The organism is Streptomyces sp. SID5464 (assembly GCF_009862985.1).
Taxonomy (GTDB): domain Bacteria; phylum Actinomycetota; class Actinomycetes; order Streptomycetales; family Streptomycetaceae; genus Streptomyces; species Streptomyces chartreusis_D.
This window is the reverse complement of record NZ_WWIQ01000049.1, coordinates 201,421-219,802: the sequence shown is the minus strand read 5'-3', so window position 1 is coordinate 219,802 and position 18,382 is coordinate 201,421. Positions and strand designations below refer to the sequence as shown.

At 69.7% G+C, this 18,382-nt stretch carries 14 protein-coding genes; 2 read left to right on the top strand and 12 right to left on the bottom strand.

All coding sequences use genetic code 11. The features are described 5' to 3' along the window. Nucleotides 1–529 precede the first annotated feature (529 nt). Entirely contained in the window at nucleotides 530–1,807 is a 1,278-nt protein-coding gene (locus GTY47_RS24040; RefSeq protein WP_010046999.1) for an FAD-binding oxidoreductase, read from the bottom strand. A 426-nt stretch (nucleotides 1,808–2,233) separates the two neighbouring features. Here GTY47_RS24040 and GTY47_RS24035 point away from each other — a divergent pair, with 426 nt between their 5' ends. Further along, nucleotides 2,234–3,415 (top strand): ROK family transcriptional regulator, encoded by a 1,182-nt coding sequence (locus GTY47_RS24035; protein WP_010046997.1) that lies wholly within the window; start codon nucleotides 2,234–2,236, stop codon nucleotides 3,413–3,415. Nucleotides 3,416–3,534: 119 nt separating this feature from the next. Here the strand turns inward: GTY47_RS24035 and GTY47_RS24030 are convergent, their stop codons facing one another. The 10 genes from GTY47_RS24030 to GTY47_RS23985 all read right to left on the bottom strand — a co-directional run bounded on the left by GTY47_RS24030 (nucleotide 3,535) and on the right by GTY47_RS23985 (nucleotide 16,598). Further along, on the bottom strand, nucleotides 3,535–5,304 hold the full coding sequence (locus GTY47_RS24030) for an IucA/IucC family siderophore biosynthesis protein (protein WP_010046996.1): 1,770 nt from the start codon (nucleotides 5,302–5,304) through the stop codon (nucleotides 3,535–3,537). Beyond that, a complete protein-coding gene (locus GTY47_RS24025; RefSeq protein WP_010046995.1) occupies nucleotides 5,301–5,849 on the bottom strand; it encodes a GNAT family N-acetyltransferase in 549 nt (182 codons plus the stop codon). Before GTY47_RS24025 ends, GTY47_RS24030 begins: the two co-directional genes overlap by 4 nt. After that, nucleotides 5,846–7,123 carry a lysine N(6)-hydroxylase/L-ornithine N(5)-oxygenase family protein gene (locus GTY47_RS24020; protein WP_029181667.1) on the bottom strand — a complete coding sequence of 426 codons (1,278 nt, stop codon included), beginning with the start codon at nucleotides 7,121–7,123 and terminating at the stop codon, nucleotides 5,846–5,848. Before GTY47_RS24020 ends, GTY47_RS24025 begins: the two co-directional genes overlap by 4 nt. Beyond that, the gene (gene desA / locus GTY47_RS24015; RefSeq protein ID WP_010046993.1) at nucleotides 7,107–8,549 is read right to left on the bottom strand and encodes a lysine decarboxylase DesA; all 1,443 of its coding nucleotides are present in this window, start codon (nucleotides 8,547–8,549) and stop codon (nucleotides 7,107–7,109) included. The genes GTY47_RS24020 and desA overlap by 17 nt, the downstream gene beginning before the upstream one ends. 170 nt (nucleotides 8,550–8,719) lie before the next feature. Further along, nucleotides 8,720–9,574: a siderophore-interacting protein gene (locus GTY47_RS24010; RefSeq protein ID WP_010046991.1), complete on the bottom strand. Its 855-nt coding sequence runs from the start codon at nucleotides 9,572–9,574 to the stop codon at nucleotides 8,720–8,722. A 121-nt stretch (nucleotides 9,575–9,695) separates the two neighbouring features. Next, the gene (locus GTY47_RS24005; protein WP_010046988.1) at nucleotides 9,696–10,739 is read right to left on the bottom strand and encodes an ABC transporter substrate-binding protein; all 1,044 of its coding nucleotides are present in this window, start codon (nucleotides 10,737–10,739) and stop codon (nucleotides 9,696–9,698) included. Between the two features lie 198 nt (nucleotides 10,740–10,937). Beyond that, nucleotides 10,938–12,098, bottom strand: coding sequence for an acyl-CoA dehydrogenase family protein (locus tag GTY47_RS24000; protein ID WP_010046986.1), 1,161 nt, complete (start codon nucleotides 12,096–12,098; stop codon nucleotides 10,938–10,940). Nucleotides 12,099–12,103: 5 nt separating this feature from the next. Beyond that, complete coding sequence (locus GTY47_RS23995) at nucleotides 12,104–13,054, bottom strand: hydroxymethylglutaryl-CoA lyase (RefSeq protein ID WP_029181666.1); 951 nt, start codon at nucleotides 13,052–13,054, stop codon at nucleotides 12,104–12,106. Next, the gene (locus tag GTY47_RS23990; protein WP_010046983.1) at nucleotides 13,051–14,967 is read right to left on the bottom strand and encodes a biotin carboxylase N-terminal domain-containing protein; all 1,917 of its coding nucleotides are present in this window, start codon (nucleotides 14,965–14,967) and stop codon (nucleotides 13,051–13,053) included. Before GTY47_RS23990 ends, GTY47_RS23995 begins: the two co-directional genes overlap by 4 nt. Before the next feature lie 14 nt (nucleotides 14,968–14,981). Next, entirely contained in the window at nucleotides 14,982–16,598 is a 1,617-nt protein-coding gene (locus GTY47_RS23985; protein ID WP_010046982.1) for a carboxyl transferase domain-containing protein, read from the bottom strand. 86 nt (nucleotides 16,599–16,684) lie between these two features. Here GTY47_RS23985 and GTY47_RS23980 point away from each other — a divergent pair, with 86 nt between their 5' ends. Beyond that, nucleotides 16,685–17,281 carry a TetR/AcrR family transcriptional regulator gene (locus GTY47_RS23980; RefSeq protein WP_010046981.1) on the top strand — a complete coding sequence of 199 codons (597 nt, stop codon included), beginning with the start codon at nucleotides 16,685–16,687 and terminating at the stop codon, nucleotides 17,279–17,281. A 34-nt stretch (nucleotides 17,282–17,315) separates the two neighbouring features. Here the strand turns inward: GTY47_RS23980 and GTY47_RS23975 are convergent, their stop codons facing one another. Further along, the gene (locus GTY47_RS23975; RefSeq protein ID WP_010046979.1) at nucleotides 17,316–18,347 is read right to left on the bottom strand and encodes an esterase-like activity of phytase family protein; all 1,032 of its coding nucleotides are present in this window, start codon (nucleotides 18,345–18,347) and stop codon (nucleotides 17,316–17,318) included. Nucleotides 18,348–18,382: the final 35 nt, after the last annotated feature.

Genomic DNA, 18,382 nt, shown 5'->3' with positions numbered 1-18,382 from the left:
GGGGTAGTGGGCGATTGCCCGACTCAGCGTCGAAGTCATCGGCACACCTTCAGTCTGTCCGGGGTTGCTCGCTGCGTTGGCCGAAACCATACCATCATTCATTCCAGTTCCAACCTGAAACTAAAAACTTTTTTCGCGGGATCTTCGAGGTCGCCGGCAGCCCGCTCCGCATGCCCGTGAGGGGCGTTTCACCACCCCCCGGGGGGGGGATCGTCCGAGGGTGACCGCCGGCCCGCTGCGGTGGGAAGGGGAGGGAGGGCGCCTGGCGACGCCACTACTTGGACCGATGCCCCCGCCGGGCTGGGCGGGGAGCAGAGCCGACCCGGACTGCTTGACTCGCCGAGCAAGGCTGTTGGGCTGCGGGGCTGTCGAGCCTCCGGGCCTTGGTGCAGCCGCGCGCCTCCTGCTTCGATGCTCTCCGTCGGCTTGCCGGCGCGGACGCCCGTGATGCCCTCGCGGCCCTCGGGCGCATCAAATCCGTCAGCAAGGGGACTCCGCGGTGTTCCCCGCGTGCGCCCTGCCGCGACTCCTACTTGACGATGTCCTTGAACTTGTAGAAGGCGCCGGCGAAGGGCAGGAACCAGGGCGGACCGAAGTGTCCCGGGATCCGCTTGAAGGGCAGGTCGTTCCAGGGGTTGGCGTCCGGGCTCCCGCTCATGTACTCGGCCATCTGCTTGCCCATGTGGGTGGCCATCTGCACGCCGTGACCGGAGTAGCCGAGTGAGTAGAACAGTCCGTCCTGTTCGCCGGCGTGCACCATGCGGTCCATGCTCATGTCGACCAGGCCGCCCCAGCAGTAGTCCACGCGGGCGTGGGTGAGCTGCGGGAAGACCTCGGTCATCGTCTTGTGCAGGATGCGTCCGCTCTTCTCGTCCGACTGCGGGTTGGACATGGCGAACCGGGCGCGGCCACCGAACAGCAGCCGGTGGTCCGGAGTGATCCGGAAGTAGTTCAGCAGGTTCATGCTGTTCGACGCCATCCGGCGGTTCGGCAGCAGCTGGTCGCAGACGTCCTTGCCCAGCGGTTCGGTCACGATGATGAAGCTGCCGACGGGCGCGATCCTCACCTGGTGCCAGCGGAACGGCCGGCTGGTGTAGCCGCTGGTCGCCACGAGCACCTGGCCGGCGCGGACGGTTCCGCGCGCGGTGACCAGCTCGTGCTTCGTGCCGCCCAGCCGCTCGACCTTCTCGACCGGTGCCTTCTCGTGGATGGTGACACCAAGACGCGCGGCGGCCTCGGCGAGCCCCCTGGTGAACTTGCCGGCGTGCAGCCCGGCGCTCCTGGCCTCGACCAGCGCGCCGTGGTAGCTGTCGGAGCCGATCTCGGAGTGGATCTCGCTCCTGGGGATCAGACGGGTCTCGAGCCCGAGCCGGCCGGACATGATCTCGTGGGTCTTGCGCAGGCCCTCGAAGTGGGCGGGCTTGGACGCCAGGTTCAGCTTGCCCGTGCGGGCGAAGTCGCAGTCGATGTTCTCGTCCGTGACGAGCTTCTCGAGGGTGTCGACCGCGTCGTGGTAGGTCATCAGATACCGCTTGGCGGTGTCGAAGCCGTAGCGGGAGATCGCGTCGCGGAAGCCGATCGACAAGCCCGTGGTGGCCATGCCGCCGTTGCGGCCCGACGCGCCGAAGCCGACCGTGTCCTTCTCGAAGACGTGCACGGAGGCTCCCTTGCGGGCCAGGTGAAGTGCCGCCGAGAGGCCGGTCAGGCCGGCTCCGATGATCGCCACCTCGACACTCCCACCGATCTCGGTCCGGGACCGGTCCGGACCCTGGGGAGCGGTGTCGAGCCAATAAGGGGTGAACTTCATGTCGCTGCTCTCTCCTGCCAGTGCCGTCCGCCGCCCTGGGTCAGGTGCGCGGGAGTGCTCGATGCCGGGCTCGAACCTTATCAGTATCAGTTCCAGCCTGAAACTAAAATGGTATGCTCGCCGCACACGGTCAAGTCGCCCCGCTTACAGCAGACAGTCAGTGGGTGGTCGACCCCGGCTTCCAGGCTTCGCCGCAACGCGACGATGCGCTCCTGGAGTGCTTCACGAACCCTGCGGAGTGCATGACAGATGAGTCGAGAACCGTCCGGCAAGGCAGAACACGCCGACACGGACCCCTACGAGCGCGGCCGGGCGGGAGGGACGGATCCGTCGGAACACCCGGTTCTCACCGCGTCGAAACCCTTGGACGTACCGCCCAGACCGGTCCCAGACCGATCGGCGTACCGCGCTCGCTATGGTCATCACGTGACCAACCCGACCTCTCGCGACTACAACAAGGCATCAGTCCTCGACGTGGTCCTCTCCCACGCGCCCTTGACGCGGAACCAGCTGATCGAGCTGACGGGCCTGAGCAAGGCCACGGTGTCCAGAGCGGTGGAGGAGCTCCGTGCCGACGGCTTCGTCGTCGACGGCGGGGTCGACGAGATCACCGGCCGCGGCCGCCGCTCCACCTATCTGGACCTGCCCGGCACGACCGGTCACGTCGCCGGAGTCAGCTTCGGTGCCCAGACCACCGGTGTTCTGGTGACCGATCTGAGGGGGCGGGAGATCCAGCACGTGACGGTTCCCACCGCCGATCACCAGGAGGTCGAGGACGCCGCGAGATGGCTGGTCGACCTCATCGAGAGGGCCGCCCGGTCTGCGCAGGGTCCTCTGCGGCAGATCGTCGCCGCGGTGCCCGGCCGGGTCCGCAACGGCACGGAGATCTTCGGCCCCGCGGAGTCGATGAAAATCTTCGCGGGCTCCGGCCTCCACCGAGCCGTCGAGAACCTGGTCGAGGCCCCCGTGCTCCTCGACAGCGATGCCAATGCGTCCCTGCTCGGAATCCTCACCGACGACGCAACGATCAGGAACGCCGCGCTCTTCAGCGTCAGCACCATACTGAACTTCGCCAGCTGCACGGATCACGAGCTCGCCCGGGGAAGTACCCCCACCTTCGGCGACATCGGCGTGCTCTCCTCGGGAGCCGGCGACGAGAACCTCGACGAGCTGCTGAGCACCCGGGGTCTCCTCCGGTTCGCTCGCAAGCGGGGACTCGACCTGGAGCGCATCGAGGATCTCTGGCTGCAGCCGCACACCGAAGCGCCGCCCAACGAGGCGCCGCACGCCGAAGTGCTGCAGGCGTTCACCACCGCGATCGTGACCGCTGTCAGCGTCGTCGCGGTGACGCTCGACCCGGAGTCGGTCTACTTCGTGGGCCGGCTGCGTCCGCTCGTCGACGTCGTCCTTCCCCAGGTGCGCGAGCGGCTCGACCAGAACCTTCCCGCGGTGCCGGAGATCAGGACGGGTCCGCATCAGATCGGCCTGTCGACGGCACAAGGAGCGGTCTACGCGTGCTTGACGATCGCTCAGGAACGGCTGCGAGACGCCGTGCTCAGTGCGCGGCGCCGGAGTCAGGCCGCCGGGCAGGCAGCACCGGCCTTCTGAGTCGCTCGGCACGCGACGACCCGGGTTCCACACCGCCGTTGGAGTGCGCGGTTCCCGCGGCCCGGAAAGACGCGCACCCCCGGTGGACCGTACACCGGGGGTGCCCGTCTGCCCGTGGGTCAGAACCCGGCGATCGGGTTCTTCAGGTTGCCGACCAGCTGGAGGGCGCCGGACGGGTCCGACAGGTCGACCATCTGCTCGTTGTTGCGGAGCTGGAGGCGGTTGAGGCAGGACAGCGCGAACTCGGGGGCGAACATGTCGTACTGCTTGAACCTGTCGGCGAGTTCGGGCATCGAGTCCTGGTAGGCGCGGGTGACCTCCGCGACCGTGCGCCAGAAGTCGTCCTCCTCCAGGATGCCCTCGGAGGCGAGGTTCGCCGCGAGGAAGCGGAAGAAGCAGTCGAAGACGTCCGTGAAGATCGACAGGAGTTTCTTGTCCTCCGGGACCTCCACGCGCAGCCGCTCCACCGCCGGCGGCAGTACCGCGTCCGGGTCCATGACGGCGATCTCCTCGGCGATGTCCTTGTAGATCGCGCGCTGCACGACCCCGTCCTTCAGCACGAGGATGACGTTCTCGCCGTGCGGCATGAAGACCAGGTCGTAGGCGTAGAAGCTGTGCAGGAGGGGCGTGAAGTACGCGCGGAGGTAGCGGCGCAGCCACTCCTTCGGGGCGAGGCCCGACTGCTCGATCAGCGCGCCCGCGACCGACGCCCCCTCGTGGTCGACATGGACCAGGGACGCCATCGTGGCCAGGGACTCGCCGTCCTTCAGGGACGGCACCGGGCTCTCCCGCCACAGCGCGGCGAGCATCTTGCGGTACGGCGAGTAGCGGTCCGTCGCCTGCTCGTACTCCAGGTGCCGGTAACCGACGGCGGCACGCTCCCGGATGATCGACAGGCCGGTCGACTTCAGGACCGCGTCGTTGTCGATGAGCTGGGCCAGCCAGTCGTTGATCGCGGGCGTGGCCTCCATGTAGGCGGCCGACAGCCCGCGCATGAAGCCCATGTTGATGACGGACAGGGCCGTCTTCACGTAGTGCTTCTCGGGGCTGGACCGGTTGAAGAAGGTCCGGATCGACTGCTGGGCCAGGTACTCGTCGTCGCCCTCGCCCAGGCACACCAGGTGCTTCCTTGCGACCTCGGCGGCGAAGGTGACGGTGAGCTTGTTCCACCACTGCCAGGGGTGGACGGGGATGAGGAGGTAGTCCGCCGGGTCCAGGTCCTGGTCGCGCAGGACGCCGTGGAAGCGCTCGACGGTCTCCGCGCCCAGTTCCTCGCGCAGGAAAGACTCGTACTCGACTCCCACACCGGCCGTGAACGCGGCGCGCGAGCGGTGTGCCGCGAGCCAGACGAGCCGGACCGGGCTCGCCGTCTCCGGCGCGTACGACAGGTACTCGTGGATGCCGAAGCCGAGCCGGCCGTTGTTGGCCACGAAGCAGGGGTGGCCCTCGGTCATGCCGGTCTCGATGGTCTGGAAGTCGCCGCGCGCGAGCTCGGCGGCCGTGATCCGCGGCTTGGTGAGTTTGTAGCAGGTGCCCGAGAGGGTGGAGGAGATCTCCTCCAGGTAGACGGGCAGGATGTCGTCGCTCAGGCCCAGGGACTTCTGCATCTCGATGAAGAAGTCCAGGGCGGCGAGCGGGAGTTCGGCGCCGTTCCGGTGGCGGGTGATCGACTCGGCGTCGACCTGCCAGTGGTCGAGGGCGCGGAGCGTGGCCGTGAAGGTGTACCGGGTCTGGCCGTCGTCGCTGCGGACGACGTAACCGTCCCCGTCCTGCTCGGGGGTGATCAGGCGCTCGTGCGCGAACTCGGCGAGGGCCTTGCGGATCAGGAGGCGGTTGGCCCGCGCCCAGCGGTGGGGGGACAGGTGCGCTACGGCGTCGGACAGGGTCATACGGCTACTCCTCGGGCGGCCAGGAACTGTTCGCGCGTGCAGAAACTCAGCAGCGCGCGCTTCTCCGGCTTGTCGATCTCGCGCTCGGGCACGAAGCCCACGGCCTCGTTCAGCGCGTGCACGGCCTTGTTGTTCACGTCGGGTTCCACGACGACCCGCCGGGTGCGCGGGTCGGCGAACAGCTCGTCCATCACGGCGGTGATGACGGCCCGGGTGAAGCCGTGGATCGGCCGGTCGGTCGGCGCGACCAGGAAGTGCATGCCGACGTCCCCGGGCTCCGGGTCGTACAGCCCGGTCAACTCGACGTAGCGGGGGTCGTACCTCTCCATCAGGAACGCCGGCCGGCCCTCGTGCAGACCGAGGTGGGCGTGGTGGTGCTCGTGCGCCGCGATCCGCATGTACTCGCGCTCGACGTCCTGGAGCCGGGCGTCCTGCATCATCCAGTAGGCCGCCTTGGGGTGGGTGACCCAGGAGTGCAGCAGCTCGGCGTCCTTCAGGGGGTCGACGGGGCGCAGGGTGAACGTGCCGATGCCGGTGGTGCTCATACGGAGAACTCCTGGAACGCGATCGTCTTCTCGACGGGGTAGTACTCGGTGCCGAGCAGCTCGCGGATGATGTACGCGTTCCGGTACGGGCCCATGCCCAGGTCGGGGCTGGTGATGCTGTGGGTGTGGACGCCGGCGTTCTGGAGGAAGATCCCCCGGCCGGTGACGTCGATGGCGTAGTTGCGGGCGACGTCGAAGTTGCCCCTGGAGTCGTAGACCAGGCGGTCGCGGACGGGCTTCAGGAACTCCGGCTCGGCGTACCGGTAGCCCGTGGCCAGGACCAGGCCCTCGGAGGTCAGCTCGAAGTCCCTCTCCTGCTCCTCCTGGCGGAAGCCGAGCGTGTACGTGCCGTTCTCGTACGTCGCGCTGGTCAGCGAGGAGTTGGTGAGCAGCCGCGTGGGCACGGGACCGCCGAGGTTCTTCTGGTAGAGCAGGTCGAAGATCTCGTTGATCAGGTCGCCGTCGATGCCCTTGAACAGGCCCTTCTGCTCGGCCGTGAGGCGGTAGCGGGTGGCCTCGGGCAGTTCGCGGAAGTAGTCGACGTACTCCGGCGACGTCATCTCCAGCGTGAGCTTGGTGTACTCCAGCGGGAAGAAGCGCGGGGAGCGGGTGACCCAGTTCAGCCGGTAGCCGTGGACGTCGATCTCGCTGAGCAGGTCGTAGTAGATCTCGGCGGCCGACTGGCCGGAGCCGACGAGCGTGATCGAGTCCTTCTTCTGCAGCTCCGCCTTGTGGCTCAGGTAGCGGGAGTTGTGGATGAAGTCGCCGCCCAGGTTCTGGCAGGCCGCGGGGATGTGGGGCGGGGTGCCCGTGCCGAGGACGAGGTGACGGGCGCGGAAGGCCTCTCCGGTCTCGGTCCGCACGACGTAGACGTCGTCCTCGTGGCGGACTTCCGTCACCGTCGTGCCGAAGCGGATGCTGCTCAGCTGGTTCGCTGCCCAGCGGCAGTAGTCGTCGTACTCGACGCGCAGCGGGTAGAAGTTCTCGCGGATGTAGAACGAGTAGAGCCGGCCCTTCTCCTTCAGGTAGTTCAGGAAGGAGTACGGGGACGTCGGGTCGGCGAGGGTGACCAGGTCCGACATGAACGGGGTCTGGAGGTGGGCGCCGTCGAGGAACATCCCCGCGTGCCACTCGAAGTCGGGCTTCGACTCCAGGAAGACGCCGTCGAGTTCGTCGATCGGTTCGGTGAGGCAGGCCAGGCCGAGGTTGAAGGGGCCGAGCCCGATGCCCACGAAGTCATGGATTCTGTTCGGGTTTTCAGGACGCGCGGTCAAGGGACTCTCCCAGGTACTGCTCGGCGTGGCCGGCGATCAGATCGAGGACGGCGGCGATGTCGGACGCCTGCGTCTCGGGGTTGAGCAGGGTGAACTTCAGATAGTGGCGGGCGCCGACCTTGGTGCCCGCGACGATGGCGTCGCCCGAGGCGAACAGGGCCTTGCGGGCGTAGAGGTTGGCGCGGTCGATCTCGGCGGGGTCGGTGACGGACGCCGGGATGTAGCGGAAGACCAGGGTGGACAGGCTCGGCTCCACGACGACGTCGAAGCGCGGGTCGGCCGCGAGCAGCTTCCAGCCCTCCCGGGCCAGCTCGCACACCTCGTCGAAGAGCTGCCCGATGCCGTCGGCGCCCATGGTCCTCAGGGTCATCCACAGCTTGAGGGCGTCGAAGCGGCGGGTGGTCTGCAGGGACTTGTCCACCTGGTTGGGGATACGTTCCTGCACCATGCGGCGCGGGTTCAGGTACTCGGCGTGGTAGGTGGCGTGCCGGAGGGTGGCCGCGTCGCGGACCAGCACCGCGGACGAACTCACCGGCTGGAAGAAGGACTTGTGGTAGTCCACGGTGACGGAGTCGGCGCGCTCGATGCCGTTCAGCCGGTCCCGGTGCTTCAGGGAGGCGAGCAGGCCGCAGCCGTAGGCGGCGTCGACGTGCATCCAGGTGCCGAACTGCTCGCAGAGCTCGGCGATCTCGGGCAGCGGATCGATCGAGCCGAAGTCGGTGGTGCCGGCGGTGGCGACGACGGCCATGGGGACGAGGCCGTCCTGCTTGCAGCGCTCCAGCTCGCGGGCGAGGGCGACGGTCTGCAGGCGCTTGTCGTGGTCGACGGGTACGGAGACCACGGCGTCCTGGCCCAGGCCCAGTAGTTTGGCCGACTTCTGCACGCTGAAGTGGCTGACCTCGGAGGCGAAGATGCGCAGTTTCGCCAGCGTGTCGGTCTTGGCCTCCTCACGCGCGAGCAGCAACGCCTGGAGGTTGGACTGCGTGCCGCCGGAGGTGAACACGCCGTCGGCGGCGGGGCCGAGGCCGATGCGCTCGGTCGTCCAGTCGATCAGTTTGCGCTCGATCAGGGTGCCGCCGGCCGACTGGTCCCAGGTGTCGAGGGAGGAGTTGACGGCGGACAGGACGGCCTCGCCGAGCACGGCCGGGATGACGACCGGGCAGTTGAGGTGGGCCAGGTAGCGGGGGTGGTGGAAGTAGACCGCGTCCCGGAGGTAGACGTCCTCCAGTTCGTCGAGCACCGCGGCGGTGTCGTGCAGCGGCTTGTCGAGGTCGATCGCGTCGATGGCGGGAGCCAGGGCGTCGACGGTGACCCCGGTGAACGGCCGTTCGGTGGTGGCGATTTTGGCGGCCACCCGCTCGACTCCGTCGGTCACGGAGCGGCGGTACTGCTCCGCGGTGGTGTCGTTGAGCAGGTGCGAGCGCATGTAGGGGTCCTCCGGTGGGGACAGTCCGGTGCGGGACAGGGCGGGCTGGAACCGCCGATTCAATCAACTTAGGCAAGCCTAACCTAAGTTGTTTGGCTGAAGATCGGGCCCTGCCGTGACTGTGGTCACTCGTGTCACATGGGTTGGGGAAAGGGGGTGGAGGGCTGAGGCTATTCCTCGGCCCTCAACTGCTCCTCGCTCACGCCGCGGCGCCAGTAGCCGACGAACGTGACCCGGCGGCGGTCGATGCCGCGCTCGCGCACGAAGTGCCGGCGCAGTTGCTTCACGCAGCCGGACTCCCCCGCGATCCAGACGTACGGCCGCTGGGCCGGCGGTAGTCGGGCCTCTCGCAGGGTGTCGAGGACCATGGCGGAGCCCTGGGCACCCTTCTCTTCTCTCACGAGCCAGGTGATCTCGGCGTCGGCCTCGGTCGCCAGGTCCTGGATGTCCCCGGCGTGCGGCACCTCCAGCCAGACCCGGGCACGGGTGCCGGCCGGCAGCGACTCGACGATGGCCGAGGCGGCGGGGACGGCGGTCTCGTCGCCCCAGACGACCACGAGGTCGGTGTCCTCGGGCGGCCGGAAGCGGATCGCCCGGTTGTCGGCGACGGCCGGGCCGAGCAGCAGCACCCGGTCGCCGACGGCGGCCCGGGCGGCCCAGCGGGAGGCGGGGCCGGCCTGGACCGAGGCGCCCGGCTCGATGCCGTGCAGGGCGAAGTCGATGTCGATCTCGTCCGGGCCGCGGCGCAGCGCCCGCAGGGTGTACGACCGCATCACGGCCCGTACGTCGTCCGGCAGTTCACGCCAACCCTGCCACCAGCCGTCCCCGAGCTCGAGCGGCACGACCGGCTCGGGCTGTCCGGGGTGGGGCAGGAACAGCGACAGCGACTGGTCACGCCCGTCGGAGTGGAAGGCGTGCAGATCGGGCCCGCCGAAGGTGACACGGACCAGGGACGGACCGAGCCGCCTCGTCCGCACGACCTGGAGCGAGAAGAAACGGAACGGGGCGGCTACGGCGGTGGTCATAGAAGCTCCTGAGTCATGGTCAGGGGGCTGGGCGACTTGCCCAGGGGCGCGGGGAACTGCGCGACAGGCCACAACGGACCCGCACGCGCCGACGAAACTCAACGCCCCACTCGCAGGCTCGCTAGGCAACCTTCTTCGCGGACTCGATGGCCTTCGCCAGGTTCTCCACCAACGGCACGCACTTGTCGTACGACAGGATCGGCTCGGCAGAACGCGAGATGACCTGCCCCGCCTTCACCGCGGGCAGCTTCTTCCACGTCGCCTCGGTGATGTTCGCCGGCTGGATCGCCGAGGACCGGTCGTCCATCATGATGACGTCGGCCGCGTACTTGTCGACGTTCTCCCAGCTGAGGCTCTCGAACCAGCCGCCGCCCTTGGCCTTGGCCTTCTCCGGCGGTTCGACGAAGTTCACGCCGAGGGCCTTGAAGTACTCCAGGTCGACGGAGAGGTTGGTGCCGGAGACGTAGAACAGCTCCTGGCTCGCGGAACCGGCCATCACCTTGATGTCGGGGTGTGCCTTGGCGGCCTTGCGCAGCCGCTCGGAGGCCTCCTCGAACCGCTCCTTGGCGTCGGTGACCTTCGCGGCCTTCATGTCGCCGCCGAGGGACTCGGCCAGCTCCCACATGCGCTGGAGCGGGGCGGTGAGCTGACGGTCGTAGACGGATATGCCGACGCTCGGGGCGAGCTTGGCGATCTTGTCCTTGGAGGCCTCGGGGACGTACCAGAGGGTGCCGACGGAGTCGAACATGGTGCTGATCAGCACGTCGGGGGCGAGGGCGGCGTACTTCTCGACGTTGAACTGGTCCCAGCTGTTGCCGAGGATGGTCACCTTGCTGATGTCCATGTCGCCGGCCTGGACGTCGGGCTTGCCGTCCTGCGTCTTGGTGGGCCCGAAGACGCCCTTGACCGAGACGCCGTAGTCGTACAGGGCGGCGGCGACGCCGGTGAAGGCGACGATGTTCGCGGGGACCTTGTCGAGCTGCACGTTCTTGCCGCGGTCGTCCTTGAAGGACCACGGGCCGGACTTGGCGGACGCCTTCGAGTCCGAGCCGCCGTCCGTCGAGTCCTCGCTGCCGCACGCGGTCACGAGCGCGCCGAGTCCGAGGGCGCCGCCGGCGGCGAGGATGCCGCGGCGGGAGAAGCGGGCGGTTCTGGCGTTCGACATCGCTGGGTCTGCTTTCGTACGTACGGAGCCACTGCGGGCACGGCTGACAGCCAGTTGGCTGGAATTAAGCTTAGGTTAGCCTAACCTCATGCTGTGTCCAGGGGGGCCCTGGTACCTGTGCCCGGGGGAAGGCGAGGGAATGCGAACGGGCGCGGTGATCCGGATCACCGCGCCCGCGAGCAAGCCCCAGCCGGTCGTTCAGCTGACCAGCCCCAACTCCCGTGCGATCAGCATCCGCTGGACCTCGCTCGTGCCCTCGCCGATTTCAAGGATCTTGGAGTCGCGCCACATGCGGGCGACCGGGTACTCGTTCATGAAGCCGTAGCCGCCGTGGATCTGGGTGGCCTCGCGGGCGTTGTCGACCGCCACCGTGGAGGAGTAGAGCTTGGCCAGGGCCGCTTCCTTCTTGAAGGGGGCGCCGGCCACCAGGCGGGCTGCCGCGTCGCGCCAGGCGAGGCGGGCCGTGTGGGCCTTCATCTCCATGTCGGCGATCTTGAACTGGATCGCCTGGTTGGCGGCGATCGGCTTGCCGAAGGCGTGGCGTTCCCTGGCGTACTTGACGGATTCGTCCACGCAGCCCTGTGCCAGGCCGGTTGCCAGCGCCGCGATGGCGATGCGGCCTTCGTCGAGGATGCGGAGGAACTGGGCGTAGCCGCGGCCCTGTTCGCCCAGGAGGTTCGCCGCCGGGACCCGGACGTCCGAGAAGGACAACTCGCGGGTGTCCGAGGCGTTCCAGCCGACCTTCGAGTACGGGGCGGCGATCGTGAAGCCGGGTGTGCCGGAGGGGACGATGATCGAGGAGATGAGCGGTTTGCCGTCCGGGGCGCGGCCCGTGACCGCCGTGACCGTCACCAGGCCCGTGATGTCCGTGCCCGAGTTGGTGATGAAGCACTTCGTGCCGTTGATCACCCACTCGTTCGCCGACTCGTCCAGGCGGGCCGTCGTGCGGGTCGCGCCCGCGTCGCTGCCGCCGTCCGGTTCCGTCAGGCCGAACGCGCCCAGGAGCTCGCCGGAGCAGAGGCGGGGGAGCCATTCCCGCTTCTGGGCCTCCGTGCCGTAGCGGAACACCGGCATCGCGCCGAGCGAGACGCCGGCTTCGAGGGTGATGGCCACCGAGGAGTCGACCCTCGCCAGTTCCTCCAGGGCCACGCCCAGGGCGAGGTAGTCGCCGCCCATGCCGCCGTACTCCTCGGGGAACGGCAGCCCGAACAGGCCCATGCGGCCCATCTCCCGGACGATCTCGTACGGGAACTCGTGCCGCTCGTAGAAGTCGCCGATCTTCGGCGCCACGACCTCGTGCGCGAACTCCTCTACCGTGCGGCGGAGTTCCTCCAACTCGGGGGAGAGTCGGTAGTCCATGGTGATCACTGCTCCTCGGTGTCCTCGTGGGACAGGGCTCGGACGGTGCGGGACGGGCTGGGTCGGCCCAGACGGGTGGCCATCCACACGCTCGTGGCGACGAGGCGGCCGAGGTCGATCCCGGTGTCGATGCCGAGGCCCCGCAGCATCCACACGAGGTCTTCGGTGGCCAGGTTGCCGGTCGCCGACTTCGCGTACGGGCAGCCGCCCAGGCCTCCCGCGGAGGCGTCGACCGTCGTGACGCCCTGCTGGAGGGCCGCGAGCGTGTTGGCGAGGGCCTGGCCGTACGTGTCGTGGAAGTGGACGCCGAGGGCGGCCGGGGGGACGCCGGCCTCGTCCAGCGACCGCAGCAGGGAGACGACATGACCGGGTGTCGCCACACCGATCGTGTCGCCCAGGCTCAGCTCGTCGCAGCCCATGTCCAGGAGGGACTTGCAGACCCGGACCACCTGGGGGACCGGGACCGCGCCCTCCCAGGGGTCGCCGAAGCACATGGAGAGGTAGCCGCGGACATGGACGTCCTCGGCCTTCGCCCGGCTCACCACCGGCTCGAACATCGCCAGTGCCTCGTCCACCGTGCGGTTGAGGTTGGCCTTGGCGAAGGACTCCGTGGCGCTGGCGAAGACAGCCACCCGCCGGGCCCCCAGGGCCAGGGCCCGGTCCAGGCCGCGTTCGTTCGGGACGAGCACCGGCAGTGCCACCGGGAGGTCGCTGACCATGGGGTACAGCTGTTCCGCGTCCGCCAGTTGGGGGACCCACCGGGGGTGGACGAAGCTCGTCGCCTCGATCGTCGTCAGGCCCGCTTCCGCCAGGCGGCGGACGAACTCCGCCTTGACCTCGGTGGGGACCGTCGCCTTCTCGTTCTGCAGGCCGTCGCGCGCGCCCACCTCGTGGATGCGGACGCGGGTGGGGAGGTCCCCGGTCGGAACCACCATCGGGAGACCGTCGACTGTCATTCCTCCGCCTCCTCGTGGGGTGCGATGACCGCCAGCACCTGGTCCATGGCGACCGTCGAGCCCGGGGCCACGTCCAGTTCGGTGACCTTGCCGGCGTGCGGGGCGGAGACGACGTGCTCCATCTTCATCGCCTCCACCACCAGCAGGCTCTGGCCCGCGGCCACCTCGTCGCCGACGGCGACCTTCACCACCGTCACCGTGCCCGGCATGGGCGCGGTCAGCGAGTCGGCGCCCGCGTGGGCCGCGCGGCTCAGGGAGGCGGCCACCGGGTCGTGGTCGCGTACATGCCAGGCGTCGCCGTCGCGGCCGAGCCAGTCGGCGGCTCGGTGGAAGGTGTGGCGGACGCCGTCCAGCGTGACGGAGACCCGGTCGCCGGTGACCGTGGCGGTGCCGCGCGGGGTGTACTCCAGCGAGTCCTGGACCCTGAGGTGGAAGGCGGGCGGTTTCCGTGTCCCGCCGAGCCGCCAGCCGCTGGGGACCGAGAAGGGGTCCGTCCAGCCGCCGGGCTCGGGCGTCAGCGCCTCCAGGCGTACGGCCGCCGCCGCCTCGTAGACCTCTTCCGGTACGGCCGTGGAGACCAGCCCCTCGACCTCCCGCTCGACCAGGCCCGTGTCCAGGTCACCGGCGGCCACCGCCGGGTGGGCGAGCAGCCGGCGCAGGAAGCCGGCGTTGGTCTGCACACCGAGCGTGACCGTCTCCGCCAGGGCCGAACGGAGCTTGCGCAGGGCGGTCGCGCGGTCGGGGCCGTACGCGATGACCTTCGAGAGCATCGGGTCGTAGAGGCTGCCGACCTCCGTGCCCTCCGTGAGGCCCGAGTCGGTGCGGATGCCGTCGCCCTGCGGTTCACGGAGCCTCAGGACCGTGCCGCCGGAGGGGAGGAAGCCGCGGGCCGGGTCCTCGGCGCAGATGCGGGCTTCGACGGCGTGGCCGGTCAGGCGTACGTCCTCCTGGGCGAAGGCCAGGGGCTCCCCGGCCGCCACCCGCAGCTGCCACTCGACCAGGTCCAGACCGGTGATCAGCTCCGTGACCGGGTGCTCCACCTGGAGGCGGGTGTTCATCTCCATGAAGTAGTACGACGACGGGTCGTTGCCCGGGACGATGAACTCCACCGTGCCCGCGCCCCGGTAGCCGCAGGAGCGGGCCGCCTGGACCGCCGCCTCGCCCATCGCGGAGCGCGTCTCCTCGTCGAGGAGCACGCTCGGCGCCTCCTCGATGATCTTCTGGTGGCGGCGCTGGAGGGAGCACTCGCGCTCGCCCAGATGGACGACACGGCCGTGGCCGTCGGCCAGGACCTGGATCTCGATGTGGCGGGGGCGGTCGATCCAGCGCTCGACCAGGAGCGTGTCGTCGCCGAAGGAGGCGCCGGCCTCGCGGCGGGCCGCGGCGATCTCCTCCTCCAGCCGGGTCAGGTCCCGCACCAGGCGCATGCCCTTGCCGCCGCCGCCCGCACTCGGCTTCAGCAGCACGGGCGCGCCCAGCTCGCGGGCCGCCTCGGCCAGGTCCGGGTCGCGTCCGCCGGGGACGACCGGTACGCCGGCTTCCCGGACCGTCTCCTTGGCGCGGATCTTGTCGCCCATCAACGCGATCGCGTCCGCCGGAGGGCCGATGAAGACCAGGCCGGCCTCGGCGCAGGCGCGCGCGAAGGCGGCGTTCTCGGCGAGGAAGCCGTAGCCGGGGTGGACGGCCTGGGCGCCGGTGCGCGCCGCCGCCTCCAGCAGGCGCTCCACCGACAGATAGCTCATCGATGCCGGGGCCGGTCCGATCCGGACCGCCGTGTCCGCCTCGCGGACGTGCCGGGCGTCGGCGTCCGCGTCGGAGAAGACGGCCACCGAGCGCACGCCCATCGACCGCAGCGTACGGATGACCCGCACGGCGATCTCGCCACGGTTGGCAACCAGCACTGTCTCGAACATCGTCGTCCGTCCCCTCACATCCGGAAGACGCCGAACTGGGGGTCACCCAGGGGCGCGTTGGCGCACGCGGTCAGGGCCAGCCCCAGGACCTGGCGGGTGTCCAGCGGGTCGATCACACCGTCGTCCCAGAGGCGGGCCGTCGCGTAGTAGGCGTTGCCCTGGCGCTCGTACTGGGCGCGGATCGGGGCCTTGAAGGCCTCCTCGTCCTCCGCCGGCCAGGACTCGCCACGCGCCTCCAGCTGGTCCCGCTTGACGGTCGCGAGGACCGAGGCGGCCTGCTCGCCGCCCATCACGGAGATCTTGGCGTTCGGCCACATCCACAGGAACCGGGGGGAGTACGCCCGGCCGCACATGGAGTAGTTGCCCGCGCCGTACGAGCCGCCGACCACGACCGTGAGTTTCGGTACGCGCGTGCAGGCCACGGCCGTGACCATCTTGGCGCCGTGCTTGGCGATGCCGCCCGCCTCGTAGTCCCGGCCGACCATGAACCCCGAGATGTTCTGCAGGAAGACCAGCGGGATGCCGCGCTGGTCGCACAGCTCGATGAAGTGGGCGCCCTTCTGGGCGGACTCGGAGAACAGGATGCCGTTGTTGGCGACGATGCCCACCGGGTGGCCGTGGATCCGGGCGAAGCCCGTGACCAGGGTCTGGCCGAACTCGGACTTGAACTCGGCGAAACGGGAGCCGTCGACCACGCGCGCGATGATCTCCCGGACGTCGTACGGGGTGCGGGAGTCGACCGGGACTGCGCCGTAGAGGCCCTGCGGGTCGACCTTCGGCTCGATCGCCTGCGTGACCTCCCAGGGGAGCTTCCCGCGCGCGGGGAGGGTGGAGACGATGGTGCGGACGATGCGCAGCGCGTGCGCGTCGTTCTCCGCGAGGTGGTCCGTGACGCCCGAGACGCGGGAGTGGACCTCGCCGCCGCCGAGCTCCTCCGCCGTGACGACCTCGCCCGTGGCCGCCTTCACCAGGGGCGGTCCGCCCAGGAAGATCGTGCCCTGGTTGCGGACGATCACCGCCTCGTCGCTCATCGCCGGGACGTACGCCCCGCCGGCCGTGCAGGAACCGAGGACGGCGGCGATCTGGGGGATGCCGGCGCCCGACATACGGGCCTGGTTGTAGAAGATCCGGCCGAAGTGGTCCCGGTCCGGGAAGACCTCGTCCTGCATGGGGAGGAAGGCGCCGCCGGAGTCCACCAGGTAGACGCAGGGGAGGCGGTTGTCGAGGGCGACCTCCTGGGCGCGCAGGTGCTTCTTGACCGTCATCGGGTAATACGTGCCGCCCTTGACCGTGGCGTCGTTGGCGATGATCACGGTTTCGCGGCCGCTGACCCGGCCGATGCCGGCGATGACACCGGCGGCCGGGGCCTGGCCCTCGTACATCCCGTCGGCCGCGAGCGGGGCCAGCTCCAGGAAGGGTGAACCCGGGTCGAGGAGGGTGTCGACGCGGTCGCGGGGGAGCAGCTTGCCGCGCGCGGTGTGGCGGGCGCGGGCCTTCTCGCCGCCTCCCCGCGCGGCCGCGGCCAGCTTGGCGCGCAGCTCCTCCACGAGGGCGCGGTGCGCCTCCTCGTTGGCCCGAAAGGCCTCCGACGCGGGGTCTGCCGCGCTCGTGAGCTCCGGTGCCTCGTGCATCCTGCGGTCCCCTCACCTTGTTAATGAGCGTTAACGCATTTCCTTCAGGTTAACGACCGCTAACCTCCCTGTCTAGAATTGATTTCATGGCCACGAGAACCGACGCCCCCACCCGACGCGAGCAGATCCTCAAGGAGGCCGCCCGGCTCTTCGCCGAGCGGGGCTTCCACGGGGTCGGAGTCGACGAGATAGGTGCCGCTGTCGGGATCAGCGGGCCCGGGCTCTACCGGCACTTCGCGGGCAAGGACGCGATGCTCGCGGAGCTGCTGGTGGGGATCAGCGGGCAGCTGCTGACCGGGGCGAAGCGGCGGGTGGCGGAGGCGGACGGGGGCGCGGGGGCGGAGGCGGTCCTCGACTCGCTGATCGAGGGGCACATCGACTTCGCGCTCGACGACCGGCCTCTGATCACCCTGCACGATCGGGAGCTGGACCGCCTCCGGGACAGCGACCGGAAGATGGTCCGGCAGCTCCAGCGGCAGTACGTGGAGCTGTGGGTGGCCGTCGTGCGGGAGGTGTATCCCGGACTGGGGGAGCCTGCGGCGCGGTCGGCTGTGCACTCGGTGTTCGGGCTGCTGAACTCGACGCCGCATCTGGGGAGGGCCGGGTCCCTGCCCGGGCGGGGGGCCACGGCGGAGTTGCTGCACCGGATGGCCCGGGGGGCGTTCGCGGCGGCGGGGGCGTAGCCACTCCCGCCCGCCCGGGGAGGATCCCTCGTGGTCAGCGCTGGGTGGTCGTTCTCACCCGCAGGGCGTAGAAGCGGGTCGTCTGGGTCTTGTTCTCGTTGTCGTCGCTGGCCAGGAGGACCTTCAGGGTCTTCTTCGTCCGGCCCGTGATCGTCATGCCCTCGATGTTGTCGAGCAGCGGGTTCGGCTGGGGCTGCTCGGCCGTCGCTCCGAGGGAGGGGCAGGTCACGAGGTCGGTGAGGAGGGTCTTCCTGATCAGGCGGGCCTCGGGGCGGGCCGGGAGGGTCTCGATGCCGCTCGTGTCCGTCGCCCCGCGCGGGTCGGCCAGGTAGAGGCGGACCGTGTTGCCGACGCCGGAGGTGAAGCCGCGCTCCAGGACCAGCAGGCGGCCGTCGGGGGTCGCCTGGACCTCGGGGACGCCCAGGCCGGGGTCCTTGCGGTAGGCGTACTGGGCGCCGAGGGCGAAGTGGCCGTGTGCCGTCCTGCGCCAGGTCTGGAAGCGGACGATCGTCGAGTCGTCGCCGGACAGCGAGTACTCCATGGAGGCCAGCAGGGTGCGGCCGCCGGAAAGCAGCGTCAGGCCCTCGAAGGTGCCGTTGGGCTGGGCCCGGCCCACGGGGCTCACGCGCAGGGCGTCCGGGACCGGGAGGCGGTCGAGGATCTCGCCGGTGCGGGAGTAGCGGCGGACGGACGGCTCGGTCTCGGAGGTGACCAGGAGAGTGCCGTCGGCGTCGATGACCAGGCCCTCGGAGTCGAGCGCGGTCCCGTTCTCGTCGGCGAGCGGGGTCACGGACCGGGGCTTGAGGGTCCTCGCGTCCAGGCGGAAGAGGGACGAGCGGTCGGAGAGGGCGGCCAGTGAGCCGCCGCCGTCCATGGCGAGGGCCGAGAGATTGCCGACGTAGGTGTTCTCGTACGTCGTCTTGTCGAGCGCGTCGGAGAAGCCGTCGATGGACACGTCCGGCGAGCAGGCGTGCCGGGTGTGCGCCTGGGCGGGGCCGGCGGCGGTCAGGCACGTGGCCACCGCCAGGCCCGCGGTGAGGAGGGCGAGAGGGTTTCTCAGGGGCATGGCGCCACCGTAGGGCGGACCGGTGACGCCGGGTA